This window comes from Persicitalea jodogahamensis (assembly GCF_014651615.1).
GTDB classification, from domain to species: Bacteria; Bacteroidota; Bacteroidia; order Cytophagales; family Spirosomataceae; genus Persicitalea; species Persicitalea jodogahamensis.
Window position 1 is genome coordinate 2383325 of record NZ_BMXF01000001.1, and the last position, 20360, is coordinate 2403684.

General features: G+C 50.1%; 16 protein-coding genes and 1 pseudogene. 9 read left to right on the plus strand and 8 right to left on the minus strand.

From position 1 onward, the window contains the following. Positions 1-205: 205 nt before the first annotated feature. The 6 genes from IE117_RS09840 (at position 206) to IE117_RS09865 (ending at position 5957) form a co-directional block, all read left to right on the plus strand. A complete protein-coding gene (locus IE117_RS09840; RefSeq protein WP_189564104.1) occupies positions 206-499 on the plus strand; it encodes a hypothetical protein in 294 nt (97 codons plus the stop codon). A gap of 192 nt (positions 500-691) precedes the next feature. Beyond that, a complete protein-coding gene (locus IE117_RS09845; protein ID WP_229580591.1) occupies positions 692-2164 on the plus strand; it encodes a sulfatase family protein in 1473 nt (490 codons plus the stop codon). 181 nt (positions 2165-2345) lie between these two features. After that, complete coding sequence (locus IE117_RS09850) at positions 2346-3143, plus strand: NIPSNAP family protein (protein WP_189564105.1); 798 nt, start codon at positions 2346-2348, stop codon at positions 3141-3143. Positions 3144-3348: 205 nt separating this feature from the next. Further along, positions 3349-4893: a sulfatase family protein gene (locus IE117_RS09855; RefSeq protein WP_189564106.1), complete on the plus strand. Its 1545-nt coding sequence runs from the start codon at positions 3349-3351 to the stop codon at positions 4891-4893. Between the two features lie 63 nt (positions 4894-4956). Beyond that, positions 4957-5484 carry an antitoxin Xre-like helix-turn-helix domain-containing protein gene (locus IE117_RS09860; RefSeq protein ID WP_189564107.1) on the plus strand — a complete coding sequence of 176 codons (528 nt, stop codon included), beginning with the start codon at positions 4957-4959 and terminating at the stop codon, positions 5482-5484. A 5-nt stretch (positions 5485-5489) separates the two neighbouring features. Further along, the gene (locus tag IE117_RS09865; RefSeq protein WP_189564108.1) at positions 5490-5957 is read left to right on the plus strand and encodes an RES family NAD+ phosphorylase; all 468 of its coding nucleotides are present in this window, start codon (positions 5490-5492) and stop codon (positions 5955-5957) included. An 87-nt stretch (positions 5958-6044) separates the two neighbouring features. Here IE117_RS09865 and IE117_RS09870 read toward each other — a convergent pair whose 3' ends face one another. Beyond that, a complete protein-coding gene (locus tag IE117_RS09870; protein WP_189564310.1) occupies positions 6045-7250 on the minus strand; it encodes an MFS transporter in 1206 nt (401 codons plus the stop codon). A gap of 229 nt (positions 7251-7479) precedes the next feature. Between IE117_RS09870 and IE117_RS09875 the strand changes: the two genes are divergently transcribed. Continuing rightward, positions 7480-7959 carry an ankyrin repeat domain-containing protein gene (locus IE117_RS09875; RefSeq protein ID WP_189564109.1) on the plus strand — a complete coding sequence of 160 codons (480 nt, stop codon included), beginning with the start codon at positions 7480-7482 and terminating at the stop codon, positions 7957-7959. A gap of 93 nt (positions 7960-8052) precedes the next feature. Here IE117_RS09875 and IE117_RS09880 read toward each other — a convergent pair whose 3' ends face one another. Next, entirely contained in the window at positions 8053-9462 is a 1410-nt protein-coding gene (locus IE117_RS09880; RefSeq protein WP_189564110.1) for a Gfo/Idh/MocA family oxidoreductase, read from the minus strand. Positions 9463-9670: 208 nt separating this feature from the next. Between IE117_RS09880 and IE117_RS09885 the strand changes: the two genes are divergently transcribed. Beyond that, complete coding sequence (locus tag IE117_RS09885) at positions 9671-10435, plus strand: Ig-like domain-containing protein (protein ID WP_189564111.1); 765 nt, start codon at positions 9671-9673, stop codon at positions 10433-10435. 96 nt (positions 10436-10531) lie between these two features. Here IE117_RS09885 and IE117_RS09890 read toward each other — a convergent pair whose 3' ends face one another. Continuing rightward, positions 10532-11467, minus strand: coding sequence for an alpha/beta hydrolase (locus IE117_RS09890; RefSeq protein ID WP_189564112.1), 936 nt, complete (start codon positions 11465-11467; stop codon positions 10532-10534). A 228-nt stretch (positions 11468-11695) separates the two neighbouring features. Here IE117_RS09890 and IE117_RS09895 point away from each other — a divergent pair. After that, positions 11696-13081, plus strand: a pseudogene (locus IE117_RS09895) (M28 family peptidase). 167 nt (positions 13082-13248) lie between these two features. Here the strand turns inward: IE117_RS09895 and IE117_RS09900 are convergent. The 5 genes from IE117_RS09900 to IE117_RS09920 form a co-directional block, all read right to left on the minus strand. Beyond that, a complete protein-coding gene (locus tag IE117_RS09900) occupies positions 13249-13854 on the minus strand; it encodes a hypothetical protein (protein WP_189564113.1) in 606 nt (201 codons plus the stop codon). A 435-nt stretch (positions 13855-14289) separates the two neighbouring features. Beyond that, positions 14290-15552: a lipid A-modifier LpxR family protein gene (locus tag IE117_RS09905; RefSeq protein WP_189564114.1), complete on the minus strand. Its 1263-nt coding sequence runs from the start codon at positions 15550-15552 to the stop codon at positions 14290-14292. After that, the gene (locus IE117_RS09910; protein WP_189564115.1) at positions 15549-16019 is read right to left on the minus strand and encodes a hypothetical protein; all 471 of its coding nucleotides are present in this window, start codon (positions 16017-16019) and stop codon (positions 15549-15551) included. The genes IE117_RS09905 and IE117_RS09910 overlap by 4 nt, the downstream gene beginning before the upstream one ends. A gap of 8 nt (positions 16020-16027) precedes the next feature. Further along, positions 16028-17224 (minus strand): trypsin-like serine peptidase, encoded by a 1197-nt coding sequence (locus IE117_RS09915; RefSeq protein ID WP_189564116.1) that lies wholly within the window; start codon positions 17222-17224, stop codon positions 16028-16030. A gap of 597 nt (positions 17225-17821) precedes the next feature. After that, entirely contained in the window at positions 17822-19939 is a 2118-nt protein-coding gene (locus IE117_RS09920; RefSeq protein ID WP_189564117.1) for a hypothetical protein, read from the minus strand. Positions 19940-20360 lie beyond the last annotated feature (421 nt).

Genomic DNA, 20360 nt, shown 5'->3' on the forward strand with positions numbered 1-20360 from the left:
CAGGCTTTTTATTAGAAGCATGGCCTAGTGGAGGGATTACCCACGGTTGATAAGGCGCTGGGCTATTGAATTTTACCACAACCAGATACTGATTACCCCCTAAACGTCTCTTTCTAGCAATAAAACTAAGGGTATTCTGACTTAGAGCAGTCTTGTTGTATAGGTATCCTTTTTCCTAACAAAAAAGGCACCTGACTATTTCCAAATGAGCCTAAAATACGGTTTACTAGTCCTGGTATGTGTTTCCTTGCAGGGTTTTGCCCGGGATTTTTATGTACCCCCCATAGGCAGGAATACCAATCCGGGTACCCTGAGCCAGCCCTTTGCTTCCCTCGAAAAAGCAACTACATCCAGCACGGCTTTCATTGGGAAAGAAGCGGTGAACATCTGGCTCCTAGAAGGCACCCATTACGTCAGCAAGACGCTGGTACTTGACAGCCGGTTTTCGGCCAGCAAAGGGCTAACTATTCAAGGGCTGGGTAAAAACGTGTGGGTTTAAGGCGCGAGACAGTTGTCCAACCTGCAATGGCGTGATTACAAGGGGCGAATCAAAGTGGCAAATCTGCCCGCTGAGGTCAATTTTGATCAGTCTTCCGACAAGCCAAAAAAAAATACGCTGGCCAGACCGTGGCTGTCCATACGGTCTATGGCTACGAGAAAAATACATTCCAAGTTAAACTACCCCGATAGCATGTTCAGAAACCTTAGTACAATCCCGGCCTGCCTTTGTCTGATGGCGGTACTTGTGTTCGTCAGCACCAGCTATGCCCAGCAAAAGCGGCCCAACGTCTTATTCATATTGGCCGACGACCAGTCGCCTTTTGATTTAAACATGTATGATCCTGCCTCCCGGCTAAGTACCCCAAATTTGAGCAGACTGGCCGCCGAGGGGATGGTTTTCGACGGTGCCTACCACATGGGTGCCTGGACGGGTGCAGTCTGTACCGCTTCCCGAACCATGCTCATGACCGGACGCTCGCTCTGGAAGCTACCGCATCAGACCAACCCTAACAACGGTAACCGGGCGCTGGTACCGGAGAATTTAGAGGACAATTCGATGGCCGCGATCTTCAACCGGGCGGGCTATGCCACCATGCGCACCTGCAAAAGCGGCAACAGCTACGCGCCGGCCAACCAAAAATTCACCGTCAACAAGGAAGCGGTCAGCCGGGCCGGTAACGATGAAAATGGCAACGCCTGGCACGCCCGGCAGGTACTTGACTATCTGAAAGGCCGCGAGGAGAGCAAGGACGCAGCGCCCTTTCTGATCTACTTTGGGTTCTCGCACCCGCACGACCCCCGCAATGGGAAAGAGGGTTTGCTGAAAAAATACGGTGCCGTGAATCATACCGATCCTCAAAAGGTACCCTTTGTCAATGCCAAACAAACGGCCTTGCCTTTCAATTACTTACCGGCTCATCCGTTTTTCCACGGTCATCCGCAGTTGCGCGACGAAGAGCAGGTTTCAGGCGTCTGGAAAAACAGAGACGAAGGGAGCATTCGGAACGAAATAGGTCGTGAGTATGCCTGCAGCGAAGACATTGACGATCAGATAGGCAAGGTGCTTAAAAGATTGGAGGAAATGGGCGAGCTGGAAAACACCTACATAGTTTACACCGCCGACCACGGGATTGCCGTGGGCCGGCATGGACTGATGGGCAAGCAAAACCTGTACGAGCACTCCTGGCGCGTGCCGTTCCTGGTCAAAGGACCGGGAATAAAGCCTGGAAAACGGGTCACGGGGAATATCTACCTGATGGACGTGCTGCCGACTCTCTGTGATGTGGCGGGCATAGAACAGCCAGGTACCATCGATGCCCTGAGTTTTAAACCCGTGCTTTTTGGTCAAAAACAGCAGATTCGGGACGTAATGTACGGAGTGTACAGCGGAGGCACGAAGCCCGGCATCCGGACGGTCAGGAAAGGCGACTGGAAGCTGATCAAGTACGATGCCATGGACGGTACCGTGCGCGAAACGCAGCTATTCAATCTGAAAGCCAATCCGCACGAATTTCTGGCCGAGCACCAGAAGCAGGGAAAAATGGAGACCAACCTGGCGGGCCAATCCCCGTACTCAGCCAAATTGAAGGAAATGGAGGCCCTGCTCCAGGCGCAAATGCAGAAGTACCATGATCCCTATACCCTTTGGAATCAGAAGAATTGAGTCATCTGAGAGCAAGGTACTTAGGAAAAAGAGATCAGCTTACCTGCTGGTCCGAAGGGGTACTTTGGTTGCTGCTGACTGGGGGGGAAGTACCATTCATTCGTCTCATCAGTAAGTATCGCCCCGCCTTTCTTATCTTTTCCACTTTTAGACAGACATTAATCCCACGTACATTTTTATTATGAAAAGACGTCACTTTGTCAAAGCTTCCCTGCTCACTCCGGTGGCCGCTCAGCTTACCCATTCAGCAGGTACCCCATCTACGGCTAGCCAACCGAAAGCAGGCTCAGAGTTCTACGAGCTCCGGATTTACACCCTCAAAAATGCCCAACAGCTCAAACTGGTTCAGGAGCATTACAAGCAGGCGGCTATTCCGGCGCTGAATAAATTGGATAGCAAAAACATCGGCGTATTCACCGAGTATCTGGCGGGCGGCTTCACCAAGCTGGTAACGGTCATTCCCTATGCTTCCATGGATGCCTTCCTTAAAGTCAACGATCAGTTGGCCAATGATGCCGCCTACCAGCAAGCCGGTGCACCCTACCTGACGGCTGATGGCGCCACCCCGGCCTACGAGCGCGTAGAAAGCTCCCTGCTGCAATCGTTTGCGATGATGCCTAAGCTGGAAGTACCCGAAAAGAAACCGCGGCTTTTTGAGCTGCGCCGGTACGAGAGCCCGGGTGTAGCGGCCGGGAAAAAGAAAATAGAGATGTTCAACGAAGGAGGGGAGATTTCCATTTTCAAGCGGGTAGGCCTGACGCCCGTCTTCTTTGGCGAAACCCTGATTGGCCCCCTGCGCCCTAACCTGACGTACATGCTCACATTCGATGACATGGCTGAACATGACGCCAATTGGAAAACCTTTTCGGCGGACCCGGAGTGGAAAAAAGTCAGTGCCATGCCGGAGTATGCCAATGCTAAAATCATCTCCAATATTCACCGCATGTTTCTAGTGCCAACCGATTTTTCTCAGATTTAAGACGGTTGGATCTTCGGCCCGGTAGTTCTGTCACGAATTGGGGGGACGAACGCGCCGAATAAAAAATGCGCTGGGAAAACGACTCACTTCCAGCGCATTTTTTTTCATAAGTTGAACGGATGTAACAAAGTACAGACAAACTACCCCTTGCTTGAAGCAGGAGGGAATACCTTCTTCCTGACTTTCCAGTAGCCTTTGATATTTTATGAAAGCCAAAAATGTTTTTATCACCGTGTGCCTGTCGTTGATTCAGTTTAGTGGATTTTCGCAGAAGAACGGTTCGCCCAACATCATCTACATCTTAGCCGATGACCTGGGTTACGGGGATGTTTCCTGTTTCAATCCCCAGTCGAAACTAAACACTGTGCACATCGACCGCCTGGGCAAAGAGGGAATGATGTTTACCGACGCCCACACGAGTTCGGCGGTATGCACTCCCACCAGATACGGGATACTGACCGGGCGATACAACTGGCGTTCCCGACTCAAAAAGTCCGTCCTGAGCGGATTTTCCAAGTCGCTCATTGAACCCGAAAGGACGACCGTGGCCCGGCTGTTGAAAGACAAAGGATACCAGACAGCCTTCATAGGCAAGTGGCACCTGGGCTGGGATTGGCAATTCAACTCCAATGCAAAGGATTTGGACAATCTGAATGTGCATCCGGTGGTGGATTACTCCAAACCTCTGACATTGGGCCCAAACGACCTCGGCTTCGACTACACCTATGGCATTTCGGGTTCGCTGGATATGGCCCCATACGTGTACGTCGAGAATGGACGATCGACCACCATACCCACCGATACGACGGTATCCGTAGACGACAAGGGGTTCTGGCGGAAGGGGGTTACGGGTTCAGACTTTACCCATGCCGATGTCCTGGATCATTTGACGGCCAAATCCGTTGCTTTTATTGAGGAAAACGCCAGTAGCAGCCAACCGTTCTTCCTTTATTTTGCCTTGCCCGCCCCGCACACGCCCATATTGCCAAAGTCTGAATTTCTGGGTAAAAGCAACACCAATTTTTACGGAGATTTCGTACTGCAGGTCGATGATCTGGTCGGTAGAATCGAAGCTGTTCTGAAGCAAAAAGGAATTGGTGAAAACACCATGATTATCTTCACCAGCGATAACGGATGCTCACCCAAAGCCAACTTCAAGGAATTGGCGAACGTGTCGCACAATCCAAGCTATATCTACCGGGGACACAAGGCGGATATTTACGAAGGGGGGCACCGGGTACCCTTCATTGTGAAATGGCCACAAAAGGTCAAATCCGGCACTAAAGTACCCGCCACCCTATGTACCACCGATTTTTTTGCCACCGCCGCAGAAATCGTGAACTTCGATATCCCAGATAATATGGGCGAGGATAGCTTCAGCTTTTTGTACTTATTGGAGGGTGCCCCGAAAAAGCAACCCATAAGAGAGGCCACGGTCCATCATTCCATCGACGGGCGTTTTGCCATTCGGAAAGAAAACTGGAAGCTTGTTCTCTGGCCGGGATCGGGCGGCTGGAGTTTCCCGAATACCAAAAAGGATCTGGAAGCGTTGCCAAAGTACCAACTTTACGATTTGGAAAATGATCCGGGTGAGGTTAAAAACCTCTTTGCCCAGAATCCGGCAAAAGTGAAGGAGTTGGAAAGCTTAATGAAAAAGTACATCGACGAAGGCCGAAGCACACCCGGAAAACCTCAGAAGAACGACTTTGTGCAAAAATGGGAGCAACTGGATTGGATGGATGTGAAGTAATCTTTTCCGGCAAATTTGCCATATGTATTTTGTATATTTGCGTATAGTCAACACTTGCCACCTATGGTTCCTCCGTTTCCTTTCCAGCCCAATGCCCCGTATCCCGTGGTCAATATCATACGACAGGCCAGAAAGGGCGTGGCACGTCGTCGGGCCGATGAAGTGGCTGAAATCGTGGGATTGACCAATATCGAAATGGCTAAAATACTGAATATGTCAGTGAGGGGGCTGCATGGGAAATCTGCCGATGAGTTGCTGAATCAGGCAAGCAGCGAGCGCCTTTTGCTGCTCGAACGCCTGATCCAGCATGGTCTTTCCGTATTCGATGGGGACACAACTTCGCTGGGGCTCTGGCTGCGCACTCCGCTGAAAGAACTCGCTTACCGCGCAACGGAGGAGGAAAAAGCCGGCCCGATCTCCATCCGCAAAGCAGGTGGTTTTGTCCCCTCTCGAAATCCGACCGATCCCCCGGCCGACCTTGCTCACGATGATCCCGCTCCCCAGCCTCCGCTGAGCATACTGGATACCGTAGTGGGTTTCTCACTGGCAGAAGATGTGCTGGGGCGAATTGAATGGGGCATCATCGGGTAGCTGGCATGGAGGCCTATCGATTGAACAAAGAACCTTACCACACGGACCCGCTGTCGGTGGAGGGGAGCCGCAGGCACGGAGGACGCTGGAATCCCAAAGGAGTAGGCATACTATACACCAGTGCTACCCCTGAACTCAGTTTGCTCGAAACGCTGGTCCACCTGCCACCGCTTCCTCTCTCTGAATTGCCCGGACTTTGGCTAAGCACGCTTATGCTACCCGATGAACCACAAACGGTTTTCTACCTGGATGCGGCCAAGCTGCCAGCCTCCTGGCGAACGGGTACTTTGGCCGAATCGCAATCGCTTCTGATGGAATGGCTGCTGGACCCGTTTTGCCTGGGCCTGGGAGTCCCCTCGATCGTGATGCCACTCTCGTACAACATTCTGCTTCACCCGCAACATGCTGATTTTAAGAAGGTGGAAGTATTCGCGCAACGTAAGTTTCCACTTGATCCCCGATTGCGCAAGTGAAAGTTGGAGCAGGAACTAGCCCTGCCTATCCAATCTGTATTTTACGAAACGAATGGAGTGGTTTTGCCTGATTCCCGTGAGGGCCGCTCACTCGTCCGCACCTTTCTTACCCAATAAACTCATTAGTCCAAGGACCGGGCCCAGGGCCAGAGCAGTAAAAACAAACTCGCTATCGACAAAATCGGACAGGATATTGATGAATTGAATACTCAGGATGGTAATCGAAAAGCCGATACAGTTTACCAGGGTAAGGGCCGTTCCGCGCAAAGCTTCCGGGGCATTTTTGGCCACCAGGGTTGAAAAGAGGGGGGAATCGGCAATGACGAAACTTCCCCAGACCAACAAAAACAGGAGAAGTACCAAAAAAGAACTGCTTTGGAGAAATAACGGCGAAAGCAGACAACACAGTCCTGAAACGAACAGCGAAATGGTGGCTATTTTCTTCGGACCGAAGCGCCCGGAAAGAAGCCCGGCCACTACGCAGGCCGGTCCCCCGACCATGATTACCAGAAACGAATAGAGCGGGACATTCAGGACCGTATCAGGATGACGAAGCTGGAAGGTGGCCAACATAAGGGGGACAAACGCCCAGAAGCTGTACAACTCCCACATATGCCCGAAATAACCCAGGGAGGCCGCGCGAAAACGGGTATTCCTGAAAATGTCGACCATTGCCCCGAAACGAATCGCCTGCCCTTGTCCGGACTTCCAGAAAGGGCCATCGGGTACCAGCCATACCATAGCCAGGCCACCCGCAAGCGACAGGGCAGAGGTGGCGTAAACCACACTTTGCCAGGGAAAAGCAAACGTGATCCCTTTCAGGAAATGGGGGAAGGCCGTTCCCAGCACCAGCGCCCCCACCAGGTACCCGAGTGATTTTCCCAAACCGTGCTGAAAATAGTCGGAGGCTATTTTCATGCCCACCGGATAAATACCCGCCAGAAAAAATCCGGTCAGAAACCTGAAAAACAAAATGACGCCCGGCGAGAATCCGGGAGCGGCCAGCGCCAGATTGAAGAGGGCCGCCAGCAAAGCACTGTCGAAGAATACCCGCGAGGGGGAAAAGCGATCGGCCACCCGAAAACTGGCATAGAAGAGGGTGCCCAGAATAAAGCCAAACTGTACCGCGCTTGTCATTTGGGCCAGGAAACCGGGGTCTGACGGGAGGTTTTTGACCAGATCGGGTAGAATAGCGTTACCCGCAAACCAAAGCGAAGTGCAGAAAAACTGCGCAAGTACGATGACGGGCAGTACGGCTTTGAAGCTTTGCTTGGGCGTGGATTTACTAGTCAAAGTGCGGGCTCTTGCCAGGTATTTGAGGGTTTGCCGGGAAGGAGTGGTAAATTTATCTACTTTATCCTGGTACCGCAAGGCTGCTGAATCATTCGTCTGGGTTCCATCCACTATTGAATCAGAAGGGTTGGGTACTTTTTATCAAGTGCAGAACTTGTCGTATTTTAGGGCATCCGGTACGGATAAGCTCCTTCCAATCAACTAATTTACTCAACTATCAAAATTCGTTATGACTGCTTTAATGAACGCCGTAAATAAAAATAACAGCACCCTGGTGCAGCAACTCATCCAGCAGGGGGCCGATGTCGACGAGCTGGACGCCAGCCGGGATGCCCCGCTGGTCATGGCTGCCTACAAGGGCTACAACGAAATCGTAAAACTACTGTTGGAAGCGGGGGCGGACGTTGGTGCCGTAGATCCGGGAATGAAAGCCACGGCTCTGCACGCAGCCTCCTACGCCGGCCGGGCCGAAGCGGCCAAACTGCTGATCGACTACCAAATTGACATCAACAAGCAAGGGCCATATAACGGCTACACCGCCCTGCATGATGCTATCTGGCAAAACAACGTGGAGGTAGTTAAGGTACTTCTGGATGCTAACGCTGATCTGAACCTCAAATCCAACGACGGCAAGACTCCGCTGGATTTTGCCAGATCAAAAAATCACAGGGAGATTGTCGGGTTGATTGAGGAGAAGTCGGGAAAATAACTGATTTTACCCTCAGGTAAAACTCAGCCTAACGCACAAAAAAAGGAGGCTTCTGATGAACAGAAGCCTCCTTTTCTCATATTCTGATTTTGCTTACAGCAGGTAGTACTCTTCCCAGCCTTTGCGTGGGGCGGCACCGGCGAGCAGGAAGTTAGCGAGCGGATTATTGGTGATCCGCTGCGTCTCCCGGTCAAACAGGAGTTTGGTGTTCAGCCGTTGGGCCAAAACCCCGAGGTTGAAGACCTGACTCAGTGGGCCGGCGATCTCGAACGAAGAGCGGCATTTTTCCTCGCCTTTGCAGGCTTTCAGGAAGTTGGCGAAGTGGTTGGAAGGGCTCTCCGGCACTACGGGCAACTTCGAGGCCAAATCTTTGGCTTTGTCTTCCGGAATAATCGACAGGGTACTTCCGTGCGATCCTCCCTTGAAAGTCAGCTCTTTGCTATAAATGATTTTGCCCGGATTCAACTTTGATGGCTGAATTTTGCCATTGCTGGCGGGCGGGATATTCGGGTCCAGCTCCGATACGCCATAGCCATCCGGTACGCTAGGAATATTGTCCAGTCCATCGAACCAGTTGATTTCCATCGGTGGCATGTCGCCCCGCTTCGGGAACTTGAACGAGAGGGTGGTGGACATCGGGAAAAAGAACGGGTTATGTTCTTTCAGCATCACCGCATCCACTTCATAGGGCAGTCCCAGATCCAGGAACTGGTGGGCCGTATCCATGATGTGTGCTCCCCAGTCGCCCAGGGCTCCCATCCCGAAGTCGTACCAGCAGCGCCACTGCCCGTTCACGAAGTCCTTTTGGTAGTCGTGCTCCTGGGCGGTCATCAGCCAGGTATCCCAGTCCAGCGTTTTGGGAATGGGCTCCGCCGCGGGGTAATGGGCCATATTGGAATCCCAGCCATGCCAGCGGCGGCGGCTGTTCATGTGAGCGGTCATGGAAGTCACGTCCTTGATAATCCCCGCATCTTTCCAGGCCTTGAACTGAAAGTAGTTGGCCTCCGAGTGTCCCTGATTCCCCATTTGGGTAGCTACCTTGTACTTTTTAGCCCCTTTCATCATCAGGTCGACTTCCTGGAAAGTGCGGGCCATAGGTTTCTCGACGTACACGTGCTTGCCCAGCGACATCGCCAGCATCGTAATCGGGAAGTGGGCAAAATCGGGTACGCCGACGCTTACGGCCTCGATTTTGCTGCCCATTTTGTCGAACATCTCCCGGAAATCCTGGAAGCGGGGTACATCGGGATGCATTTTCAGGACTTCCAGGGTATGCGGAGCGCCCATATCGACATCGCAGAACGCCACGATATTGGCCAGTCCGGTGGCGTACAGTGCTTTGGTGATTTCACCGCCCCGGTTGCCAATCCCGCAGCAAGCCAGGTTGACCTTGTCGCTCGGGGCGACGTGGCCCAGTGATTTTCCTATCACCCGTGAAGGGACAACGGATATACCTGCGGCGGCTCCCAGAGCCCCCACTTTTACAAAGTTTCTTCTGTTCATGGTTTATTAATTGTGATTGCCTTTCAGGATAAAGACGATAAGCGGGGAGGCTTACCCTGTGATTTATGGCTTTATCATGGTTTGCAGGTCCTTTCTGGTGGCGTTCAAGGTGGCAACACATACAAAGCCACGCCGTTTCGTGAACGGTTTGGGCCTGTAAAATAATCTTTTGACATTGGAGAATCAGTTCTCACTAAACAATGGACCCATGCAAAAGCTACTGTTTGTTTTCGTGTTCAGCCTTGCACTAGTCAGCTGTAAGAAGGACGAAGTAGATCCGGTGGTCATTGATGTCACTGAATTGGAATTGCATTATGATGATGATTACCGGTTTGAACTCACGCAAAACGGCGAACGTATTTCATCGTCTGACTTCACCTGGAAATCCAGCAATGAGAAGGTCGGTACCATTGATGCCGACGGGATCTTCTTTGCTGAGCGAATCGGTGAAACTACAATTACGGCCACTGACGGCACATCTACCCTGAGTAGCCTGGTGACCATCGTACCCTACAGCACCCTGGCCAAAGAGCCCGTTCTGGACTGGGGGACGAACCGGGCGAATGTTGAAAGCAAAGAGCCCAGAGAACGTCAGAGTAGCGCAAATACCGTAAAGGATGGCGTGGTAACGCAGGAAGTTTCCTACAAATCTGCCAACGAGAAGCTCAGGGAGGTAGTTTACGTTTTTGAGGATGATAAGTTGACCACAGCAGCATTGCTGCTGGCCAATACCCAGGACGTAGCCGCTGAGTCGATTATCTTCCTGGAAGAGCGTTACAGTTTTGTAAAAAATGAAGACAACATATTTATTTACAGCGATCCGGAGAAAGCTACCGTGGGTCTGCAAGTCCATGAAACAATCGGGCTGATTGTGATCTACCTCCCGTACAAGAGTGGCGGAAGGCTGAGTACTGAAAGTGATGATTTCAAATCGCTCTTTCTGGCGGAGGTAAGACGCCTGGAGCAACGCTGATTCCCGTAAGGAATAACACCCGTCAAATCTTGTTCATAGCAGGGGGGGGCGAACAGAAAACGGGGCATCTGAACTACCCGTTATTTCCGGCAGCTACTATTCCTGTTGTAGCAGCCATTTTATCAACTCATCATCATCGACGATACTCCACGAATGGGGGTGCCTTACATTGTGTGGTTTCCTGAACCCTCTATCCTGGGTGGTTATCAAGGTCGCGGTGGCATTTCCAAGTCTGTTCAGTTCATTAATCATCGCTGAGCATTCTGTGACGTTGATGCCGGTCAAGTCTGCTCCACGCTCTTTTATCCACCAGTTGATGTCCGGTTCTGCATAAATTCTTATCGGTACATGTATCAATTTCTTGATGGCGTTTTGGGTTGTGTCTGAATAGGAGTAAGGAGAGAGTTGGTAGTAACCAGACAGATGCGTTGCCGGAGTTCCGCCAGTTTCTTTTTCAAGCCGGTCAATCATATACAGGTTCTCAGGGTTGGCATTGCCTGCTCTGGACAGTCTTATATCCCTTTTCGCCGAGTTATAAAATCTTTCGAAGTCGAGTGGTGGATCGATGGCAAAAACCGCACTTGGTTTTTCGATTGAATTTTCTGCGTACTTAATAGCACAACTCCCGCCGATTGAAAATCCTCCAACGTAAAATCTCTGGTCGCTAAGCGTATGTTTAGACCTCACATCTTTCAGCATAGTGGTGAATGTCCGCTGGCTTAAACTGTCCACGCCAAACGAAAGTACCCCATCCTGGAAAGTCGGTATAACTGTCAAAATCCCATTCAGGGCTAATTTCTCAGGCAATTCAGTTTGTGTCAGTACTGCCTCGGCTGTTTCTCCAAAACCCGGTACCAAGGCTATGTACCCTTTCCACGGTAGTCGGGGTGGAGATAGCAGCACGTAGTAATTTTTTGTCGAGTCGCCTTCCTCAAGATATACTTTCTCTATTTTGATTTTATCCGCTACCTGCCCATTGCAGAATGTGACAAGGAACGAAAGGATTGATATAGTGAGAATTGTTCTACGCATCGGGATGATCTAAGTACTTTGGTGCTTTCAAAAACGAAGAGAAGCAGTAGCAGCGCGCTGCCGTCGCACGAAAGGGCCGCTTAAAAAAAAGGCTCCCTATTTTCACTTCTACCGGAGTTTATAAATTCGCGGATGATTTTCTGTTATTTTCGGAGAATCGCTTCCGAATCCCGTGCTTACCAGCGCGGGATTTTTATTTTTACGGATAAACCAAAACCACCTGCAACGATGATGAAACCCTACCTCCTTATTTTGCTGATATTGACCGGTACTTTGCCCACCGCTCAGGCTCAGACGCCCTATCAAACCGACTCTATTTTCATCAAAAAGATTTTCGATGAAGCTCTGGCGAACGGAAAATCCTACGAGTGGCTGCGGGTACTTACGACCCAGATCGGCGGCAGACTTAGCGGGTCCGAAGGAGCCGCGAAGGCGGTGACGTACACCTAGAAAGTAATGGAGGAAGAAGGCTTTGACAACGTGTTCCTGCAAAGTACCCAGGTACCGCATTGGGTGCGGGGAGCCTCCGAACAGGCCTATTTTCAATCGGGAAATACCAAGGTGGAAGTACCCATCGCCGCCCTGGGTGGCTCGGTGGCCACCCCTGCGTCAGGCGTAAAAGCGGGAATCATTGAAGTACGGAATTTTCAGGAACTACGCGCTTTGGGGAAAGACAAGGTAGCCGGAAAGATCGTTTTCTACAACCGTCCCATGGATCCAACGGAGCAAAGTACCTTCGACGCCTACCGGGGAGCGGTGGATCAACGCGGCAATGGGGCCACGGAAGCCGCCAAACTGGGGGCCGTGGGGGCCATCGTTCGCTCCATGACCACCCGGATGGATGATTTTCCGCATACCGGCGGCATGCGCTACGGGACGGGCGTTCCACTGATCCCGACGGCCGCCATCAGTACCAACGGCGCCGAGCTGCTCAGCAAGGCGATCAAAACTGATCCTTCGACCCAGTTTTATTTCAAACAAAACTGCGAAACCCTACCCGATGCTCCGTCGCACAACGTAATCGGTGAGCTCAAAGGAAGTACCGGGGCGGGCGAACTCATTGTGGTAGGCGGTCACCTCGATTCCTGGGACCTGGCCCAGGGCGCGCACGATGATGGCACCGGGTGTGTCCAGGCTATTGAAGCGTTGCGAATTCTTAAAACCCTCGGGTACTCGCCCAAACGAACGTTGCGGTCGGTGATGTTTATGAACGAGGAAAACGGCCTGCGGGGCGGGGTTACCTACGCGGACTCCGCCAGAAAGAAGCAGGAAGTCCACCTGGCCGCCATTGAATCAGACCGCGGTGGTTTTACGCCTTTGGGTTTCGGGATCGTGGGTACGCCTGCCCGGAAAGCCAGGATTCAGTCGTGGCAGCCCTTGTTTGCGACCTATGGCATCCACGAAATTGGTCCCGGTGGAGGAGGAGCCGATATTGGTCCTCTGGGACAGCAGGGAGCGACACTTCTGGGCCTGATCCCTGACTCTCAGCGGTACTTCGACTACCACCACGCGGCTTCTGACACCTTCGATGCTGTGAGCAAGCGGGAACTCGAAATGGGAGGAGCCGCCATGGCGGCAATGATTTACCTCATTGATAAGTATGGGCTGGATTAGCCCCCGATCCGGTAACAGAATGGGCGCTCTGTCGCAGCTGGGGGTGATTACGTGGCAGGGTATACGTAGTACGAATGAATCGCTTTACTTGCTAAGGTCGGTGTTGGTAAGTAATACCAACACCGACTCTTGCCGTTGGCAGCGCCAAACCCTGTATTTCCAACGGGTCATTGCTTATCATATACGAGCTGCATCGTATTTTCACCTGAGACTGAGTTCGCATTGACCTGGACAGAGATAGACTGTCCCTCGTTGATCAACTTCCAAACCTCTGTTACATTAACAGCTACTTCCTTACCATAGGTATCAAAGGTTCTGGCCGAGAAAACCCTCATCGTTTGGCCATCGTCTGACCACCGTGCGGTAGACCTCTCCCGTGGGATTCCGACCACAAGAGCTTCCCTTTCTTTTTCGTCGAAGAGCAGTTTCTCTTGTCTCGGAACCAGCTCGCCATCAACAGACGGGCTAGTTACGTCCAAAGTTAGAAAACCGGCCTCTTCGGCTATTTTCATGGTAGTTGATCTTACATGATCTTGCCCGCCGAAAATACAAATAGGAAAGTTTCCAATTTGGTCACTTTTCAACTCATTGAATTTCCATACCCCAGAAAAATCGGCGCGATTGGCGGTCGCATTGGGTAGTCGGTAAGAGGTGACTACGACGTTGGTTTCGGCCCGGGTAGCAGCTTTTGGCAGATCCGAATTGTTTTGCCCTTTACCGATAGTGCAGGAAACAAATAGCAACAAAGCGTATACGGGTAGGTGTTTCATCATTTTTATATTTAAGGATTTCAACAAACATACAAATCATTGTCCCTGATTTTGGTTAATGACTTGTCAAAGAATGTAAACGATATGTAAAAGTTGTCTGAGAGAAACCGGAAAGGCATGATTCACACTTGAAATGGCTTGGACTATTATTATGCTTATCCTTGCCGAGTCGCATTTGCCTCACAAAGCAGTAATAGCCAGGTGGGTGTTTCACCAAAGGATTAGCTTTTGAATGGTCTGATTCAAAGATTGCTGCCCGATGCAGAAAGTTGCACAGAGTTAGGGATAGTTTTTAAAAGACTGGCTTGGATTATTGAAAAGTGTCAGAGAGTACTAGCTTTCCGACAGATGTCGAGCTCGCTTTGATTTGGCATCATAATATGAGGTGCCACCCAAATTGTAAACTTGGACATTTTAGGGATACCTGATTGAAACAAATTATTTGAAAGGGAAGGCTAAGGTAACAATACCCCAGCTGTGAGTGCGGATGAATGTAGGATACTGGATTTCAGCTGTACGTTGCTTGATAGAAACAGATACTTGGAAGTTATCCAGTGACACGAGTTCTTTTTGAGCATTATCACTATTGTCTTTTGTTACCTTACGGGTTCGGCTGACAGTTAAGCCGTACTCGAATTCTGCCACAAAGGAGCTCATAAATTTGGGATCAAGGGCATACCCGGATGGTACCCCGTGCTGGCCATGAATGAGGACATTACGGGCAAACAACCTGGGAGATGCGTTGGCAAATAAATAGACCTCCCAGACCGGCATCTGGACCACTGGGTTTTCATCTAAAACAGTTACCTCATTATTTTTATCGACATAGCCCAGAATGGTGTTCTGACCTTTGCTAAAATTCAGGAAGTCAATCATTCCCAAACGAGCGCCGATATTTGCGCCTAAATAGGTATAATACCCTAAGGCAGATTCTACACCGTACGTGGCGTCCCATCGAATACGCTTTCGGTAGAAATCTAAACCTTCCCGTTGACGTGCCGCATCAAACTTCTTGGTGCGTACTGGAGCCTTGAAATTGTTCTGAAGCAGGAAGGCAAAGTTACCACCTTTGGAAATCTGACTATCCCATCCAAGTGGTATACCTCGTCCCTGAAACAAATTCACGTGTGCGAAACTCTGGAATTCGCGACCCACGTTCGTGCCCAAAAGGCCGAACACCATTGACCAAGAACGCACGCTACGGTAGACCCGTCTGACCCGGGTTGTCTGTAAGTATAGAACATTGGAGTATGGGCGGTCACCGTATTCGGGTAAGTGTGCCCGAAGGTTTAGGGGAGTAAAGGCCGTTACGCCAAAGCCTATGGTGGAGGGCAAATCTTGGGAGCTATTTTCTGGATATGAAGTCAACAAGTCGTTCAATCTATAAAACAAATTTAGGGGGGCAAATAAAAAGTTGGTCTTCTCTTGGAAAAGTTGCGAATATGAGAAGCCAGTGCCCTGGGTATAGTTGCGGTCTTGATTATCCAAAAAATCGACGAAGAAATCCTGATCGATCTGAATGGCCAAGGTACCTATGGGTTTACCTTCATATTGAAAGTACCTGCTAACGGAGCCAGGGTTTATGGCTGAATCCGGAGGGACGGATGAAGCTTCTACCACATTTGCTAAGCTTCCGGAATCAGGCTGAGCCTGGGAAAGGTTACACATTATAATTAATAAAAGTAAGGAATAATGTTTCATAATCTGGTGAGAATAAAAGTGGCTTGTTTATATTTGGCATTTGCATTGATCTTATCGTTGGTATGTAGAAGTTCAATATCTAGAAGCGTAAGCCTAAAACCTTTTAAGAGGACGCTATTTTTAAGAAGATCAGCCGGGAATATCGGACTTTGGATCTCATTATTTACGATTTCACCAAGGTAGAGGGGTTGGTTGTTAACTCTAAGTTCTACATAATAGCTATTTTGGGGAGTAAGGCAGGCCGTACACCGCAGGTCAACAACATCCGTAAGGACGAATCTGAAACTACTGCCATCTGAGACTGCAAAAACAGCTGTGTCAGGCTGGTTTACCGGAATGGAATACCTTGGTGTGTTGCGCAGACCAAATGGCTCATTAAGCTTTATTTGGAGTGGTGGGTTTTCGAAATCTTTATTGCTGCAGCCTATGCAGACCAAGAGGAATAGGTACAATGTTAGCCTTTTCATAGGTGTATTTAGGGTATTTGGGGTTTAAAAACGGAGTGACTTAGAATATCTTCGCCGGAGCATGGACCATCGCTTGTAATCATGGTACAAACCTTCGATTCGGCACAGACGCTACCTGGCCTGACCAGCATGTCTATTCCACCCCGAATGAGAATGCCTACCAACTCATTTCGTTGATTAAATACGGGTGAGCCTGAATTACCAGCAAAAGCATCTAAGTTCGACTTAACCAGCCGGGAACTAGCAGCTTGGAACAGGATTGCCTTATCTGTAATTTTCATAGGTAGGCCAAGCGGATGGCCAATAGCATAGACGCTGTCATTGGGGGAGATATTGGAGGCATAAGCTAGGTCCGGCCCAGTCAAAGGAACTTCACGCTCTAGTCGCAGAACTGCGTAATCACCACTATCCCGATCAATCCGCTTCACAATGGATTTAATGCGATATATCTGGCTATTATTCACAATAACGTCACCTGTTCTAAATCCCCAATAGCCAAAGACGATCCGGATGCGATCCAAAACTTGCCTGTCATTCAACTTCTTCAGACAGTGAGCTGCCGTTAGGAAAAGAGTAGACGATAAAGATACACCGCTTCCGATTCCTCCGGTTGGCTGACCTAAATAAGCTTCTGTATTACAAATAGGGTATGGGCCGACGGCCTTGAATGGTTTAGTTGCAATTTTGGACTGACTTTGTGAAAACGACGTAATGTTTATTGCTTCTACGATTAATGCCACTCGCTGGGATTGTGATGCACGTTCCGGATTTGTTTCTTCGCTTATTTCTCGACGGTTGTCTTGGTCATAAATAATTTGCGACTTTTTGCGAATCTTGATCAAACTTTTTAGGACGTTTAGAAGTGTGTCCGTTTTAACATTTTGCAAATAACTAGTTTGGTAAGCTTTTTCTCTGGCAAGTCTAAATACAATTCCTGAATCACTTACAGTATAAACTGAATCTGAGAGATATGCACCTGTTCTAAACCATTCGGAGAGCAGTGAATGTTTTTCCCTGATTCTGATCTCTTTGTACAAAACGTCAATTTTCTCGTAAGAGTGGTTTGAATGCCTGGATAGCGAATCCAACACTGATTGGAAGGTGCCAGATTTGCCGGTTGATAGGCAGAGGCAGGAAGAAAGCGTGATTACCAAACTTGCCCACCAAATTTTCTTAAAGAATTTTGAATATGGAGATTTGGCCATTATGAACTAATAAAATAAAGTTATAAGTAAAGTCAAACAATAAATCTCTCTTTTTCTATTTACACTTGACGACTTTTATTATCCAATGGATATATATTAAGATCGTTGATTAACGATCGCTGAAAGTACCTTCCCAACTAAACTTGAAATCGTCAATTATGAAGTTGATAAAGCTCCGACGGGCTCGGGTATCTTCACTCTGGGCTGTGGAGACACAGACTAGAGCACAAATACTCTTGTCAACGGCTATATATTAACCAAACAATACTCACCTCAATCAGCAAATACATGTAAACAAGAAAAACCTCTAAAGAATCAGGCAGCTAAGAAGAATATTAACTTTGATTGCACTCTTTTTATCTGTCTGTCTGTCTATAGATCAATACTACATTTCAAAAATTCACTTAGGAAATGTAAGAAAAAGGATAATCACCTGGTACACACCACCCGCCAAAACTTATCAAGCGGTAAGTTTTTTTCTTCAACCATATCAAAAAGGTGATTCTGAACGGTGCCATATACACGCAGGGCGCAGTATCCTTCCGAAAACTGCGCCCTGAACTAATCCTGCTTCAAGCCATTGAAACTACTTCCCGGCTAATCCAGCAACTTATGATACAACGCCATGTAGTAGGGTAGCAAAAAGAAGGTCCCCTCGTGTTCCGCGTAGCCGTCGCCTTCAGAGGCGTTGAGGGCAAAGCCATCCCGATCCTGCCGGACGTGGGCGCGTTCATCCACCGGCAGAGCGAGGCCGTCGGTACGCCAGCCCATGTCCTCGCTTTGGCCGGGGGTACCATCCAGGACCACATCCAGCCGGTGGGTATTGTGGATGGTGTACCCAATCAGGTCCAAGGGTATCTTTTGCAGGTTTTCCAGAATATATGCCGGGTTGTTGATGGCCCGATAATGGTTTTTAACCACGGAGGGCGCGTACAGATGATTTTCGGGAAAGAGGTCGGTTCGGGCAAAGGTCTTCTGATCCACCAGTCGGGTGAAATCGTTGGCCAGCGCTTCGTAGATCGTATCCCAAAAAGCATTTTTCTGTTTGCTGATGTGCAGCCAGGCGTTTTCCAGCGATTGCCGGTACATGAGCAGCAGGGAAGGATCGGTTTCGTATTTTAACAGACCGTACAGGCTCATTAGGCAGAGATTGTTGTCCCAGGGTACCACGTTCTCGGCCGGAAAGTACTCCTTGGGATGGAGCGCAAAAATATGGTACTTGTAGGTGTCACGCAGTTTTTTTGCCTCAACGTCATACTTTAGGTCGCCCGTGACATGCCGGGCTACGTTCAAAAACGAAAGCATGATCATGGAATTCAGCCCGCGTTGGTCGTAGCCGTACACCGAACTGAAGTACTCCGGCGAAAAATCACCCCAGCGGGTGACTTTTCCGTCGTGGTCGGTGAGTTTGTAACCATGCCGCAGCAGGTGATCGGTGATGTCGCCCACCACCTGCCGGACCTCCTGTTTCTCCTCCTCGGTTTTGGCAACCAGATCATAGTAGATGCCGTAAAAGAAGTAATGGCCCGCCAGTTCGTCCGAGCTGGTGTCGACTTTGTAGAGGTACTTTCCATCCTTACTTTTCGGGAAACGCGGATAAATATCCTTCCACTGCGGGTCGGTTTCCTGGCGTCTTTTGTTGTATTCGTGCCCGTACTGCTCGTTGACCGGCTCGTGCCACTCGGCGGGAATAATGACCCTAGCCGGAAAGCCGGGCTCATGGGTGATGTCCACCAACCATTTGCAGGCCCGGAAACTACGAATGGCCAGTTCCCGGGCTTCGGCGCTGCCCGTGGCCGCGTAGCGGAAAGCCTGCGCCGCTCCGTACATGGCGGTGTACATGCCGTCATTGTCCGAAATGGCCACCTGCGAACTCCCGATCTGGAATTGTTTCGTCAATTCGCTCTGGGCGATGAAGCCCATGCGGTTGTGACGGGTTTCCACCTGTTTGGTGAAGTAGGCCGCTTTGGCTTCCAGCGTCATTTCTTTGGGTTCAATCCGGCTGATGCCTCCGCGGGTTGCGAACCAGGCCGTGCCGTCGGGTTGCACGGCGATGTCCAGTACGTCGTCGTCGGGCAACCACCGCCGACTGGCCCGGTACCGGAAAAAGTCGTTTTGTGCCTCGATGGCCCCGCGCTCCGTCCCGAACCAGACGGTTCCGTTCGGCCCGGCGGCGGCGCAGGTAAACTTCGTGTAGGGGAGGCCTTCCTTCCCCGTGAACAACGTCCACTGATTTCCATCCAGGTACCCCGCGCCCTCATCGGCCCCAAACCAGAGCCGCCCCTGCGAGTCGACGGTGAGGGCAGCTACGTTCCGCAGCGACCAGCTGTACCGGCTATCGGCGGGGTATACCTTGACCGGCTTTTTTCCTTCGTATAGATAAAGTCCCTGATCCGTGCCTACCGCCCACTCATTTTTGTAGCGAACCTGGGCGAGTACTTTGGTTCCTTTTGGGACGGGGGCTTTCTCGATTTTACTGACGGGAGAGTTGCTCGTTGCAGGAACCCAGGATTCGTTCTTAAACGTATACCAGCTACCGTTTGCCAGCGCGGTCAGGGAATTGTCCTTCCAGTTGATCTCATCCACCGGACCGGCGGGTAGTCCATTTTCATTGGTATAGACGGTAGCTACCTCCTGCACAAATTTTCGGTCACCCACGTTTTGGGCAAATACCTTGGATGGAAAGGAGAGTAAAATCAGGAGGAGGTACTTCATGACAACAGGAGGGATGGATCGTACTAAAAAAGGATGCGGTGAACAATACCGTTTTCAAGAAAGAAAGGGCTACCGAAAAATGTCCAGCGCGTGATCTTCGATCAGGAACTTTCATGGCATCCCCTATAAATCGAATACCAAAACTGCCATCAGAGCCCGTAAAGGGCCAGATGGCGGATTTTTCGGCAAATAGTCTTCACAAAACGCATTCCCGACCAGTACCAAAATTCAAACAGGCCAAATGTAAAACTACCCCACCCGGCGTCCCTATTTCACTACCGTCGCGGCCTCGTGGGAGCCAAATGGTGGTCTGACGGTTTACTCTATTTCGTCTTACGTTTCTTTCTCTTTGCCTTTTGCGGCTGATTCCGTTCTTTCGGGTACGGTGGTCGATTGTGCAAAAACAGCATAAAGGGTTCAA

Excerpts from the sequence above, each read along its gene's own strand:
- IE117_RS09850 (WP_189564105.1), top strand. The coding sequence starts at position 2,346 with ATGAAAAGACGTCACTTTGTCAAAGCTTCCCTGCTCACTCCGGTGGCC.
- IE117_RS09885 (WP_189564111.1), top strand. The coding sequence starts at position 9,671 with ATGCAAAAGCTACTGTTTGTTTTCGTGTTCAGCCTTGCACTAGTCAGC.
- IE117_RS09905 (WP_189564114.1), bottom strand. The coding sequence starts at position 15,552 with ATGAAACATTATTCCTTACTTTTATTAATTATAATGTGTAACCTTTCC.
- IE117_RS09860 (WP_189564107.1), top strand. The coding sequence starts at position 4,957 with ATGGTTCCTCCGTTTCCTTTCCAGCCCAATGCCCCGTATCCCGTGGTC.
- IE117_RS09910 (WP_189564115.1), bottom strand. The coding sequence starts at position 16,019 with ATGAAAAGGCTAACATTGTACCTATTCCTCTTGGTCTGCATAGGCTGC.
- IE117_RS09840 (WP_189564104.1), top strand. The coding sequence starts at position 206 with ATGAGCCTAAAATACGGTTTACTAGTCCTGGTATGTGTTTCCTTGCAG.
- IE117_RS09855 (WP_189564106.1), top strand. The coding sequence starts at position 3,349 with ATGAAAGCCAAAAATGTTTTTATCACCGTGTGCCTGTCGTTGATTCAG.
- IE117_RS09890 (WP_189564112.1), bottom strand. The coding sequence starts at position 11,467 with ATGCGTAGAACAATTCTCACTATATCAATCCTTTCGTTCCTTGTCACA.
- IE117_RS09875 (WP_189564109.1), top strand. The coding sequence starts at position 7,480 with ATGACTGCTTTAATGAACGCCGTAAATAAAAATAACAGCACCCTGGTG.
- IE117_RS09915 (WP_189564116.1), bottom strand. The coding sequence starts at position 17,224 with ATGGCCAAATCTCCATATTCAAAATTCTTTAAGAAAATTTGGTGGGCA.
- IE117_RS09865 (WP_189564108.1), top strand. The coding sequence starts at position 5,490 with ATGGAGGCCTATCGATTGAACAAAGAACCTTACCACACGGACCCGCTG.
- IE117_RS09880 (WP_189564110.1), bottom strand. The coding sequence starts at position 9,462 with ATGAACAGAAGAAACTTTGTAAAAGTGGGGGCTCTGGGAGCCGCCGCA.
- IE117_RS09845 (WP_229580591.1), top strand. The coding sequence starts at position 692 with ATGTTCAGAAACCTTAGTACAATCCCGGCCTGCCTTTGTCTGATGGCG.
- IE117_RS09900 (WP_189564113.1), bottom strand. The coding sequence starts at position 13,854 with ATGATGAAACACCTACCCGTATACGCTTTGTTGCTATTTGTTTCCTGC.
- IE117_RS09920 (WP_189564117.1), bottom strand. The coding sequence starts at position 19,939 with ATGAAGTACCTCCTCCTGATTTTACTCTCCTTTCCATCCAAGGTATTT.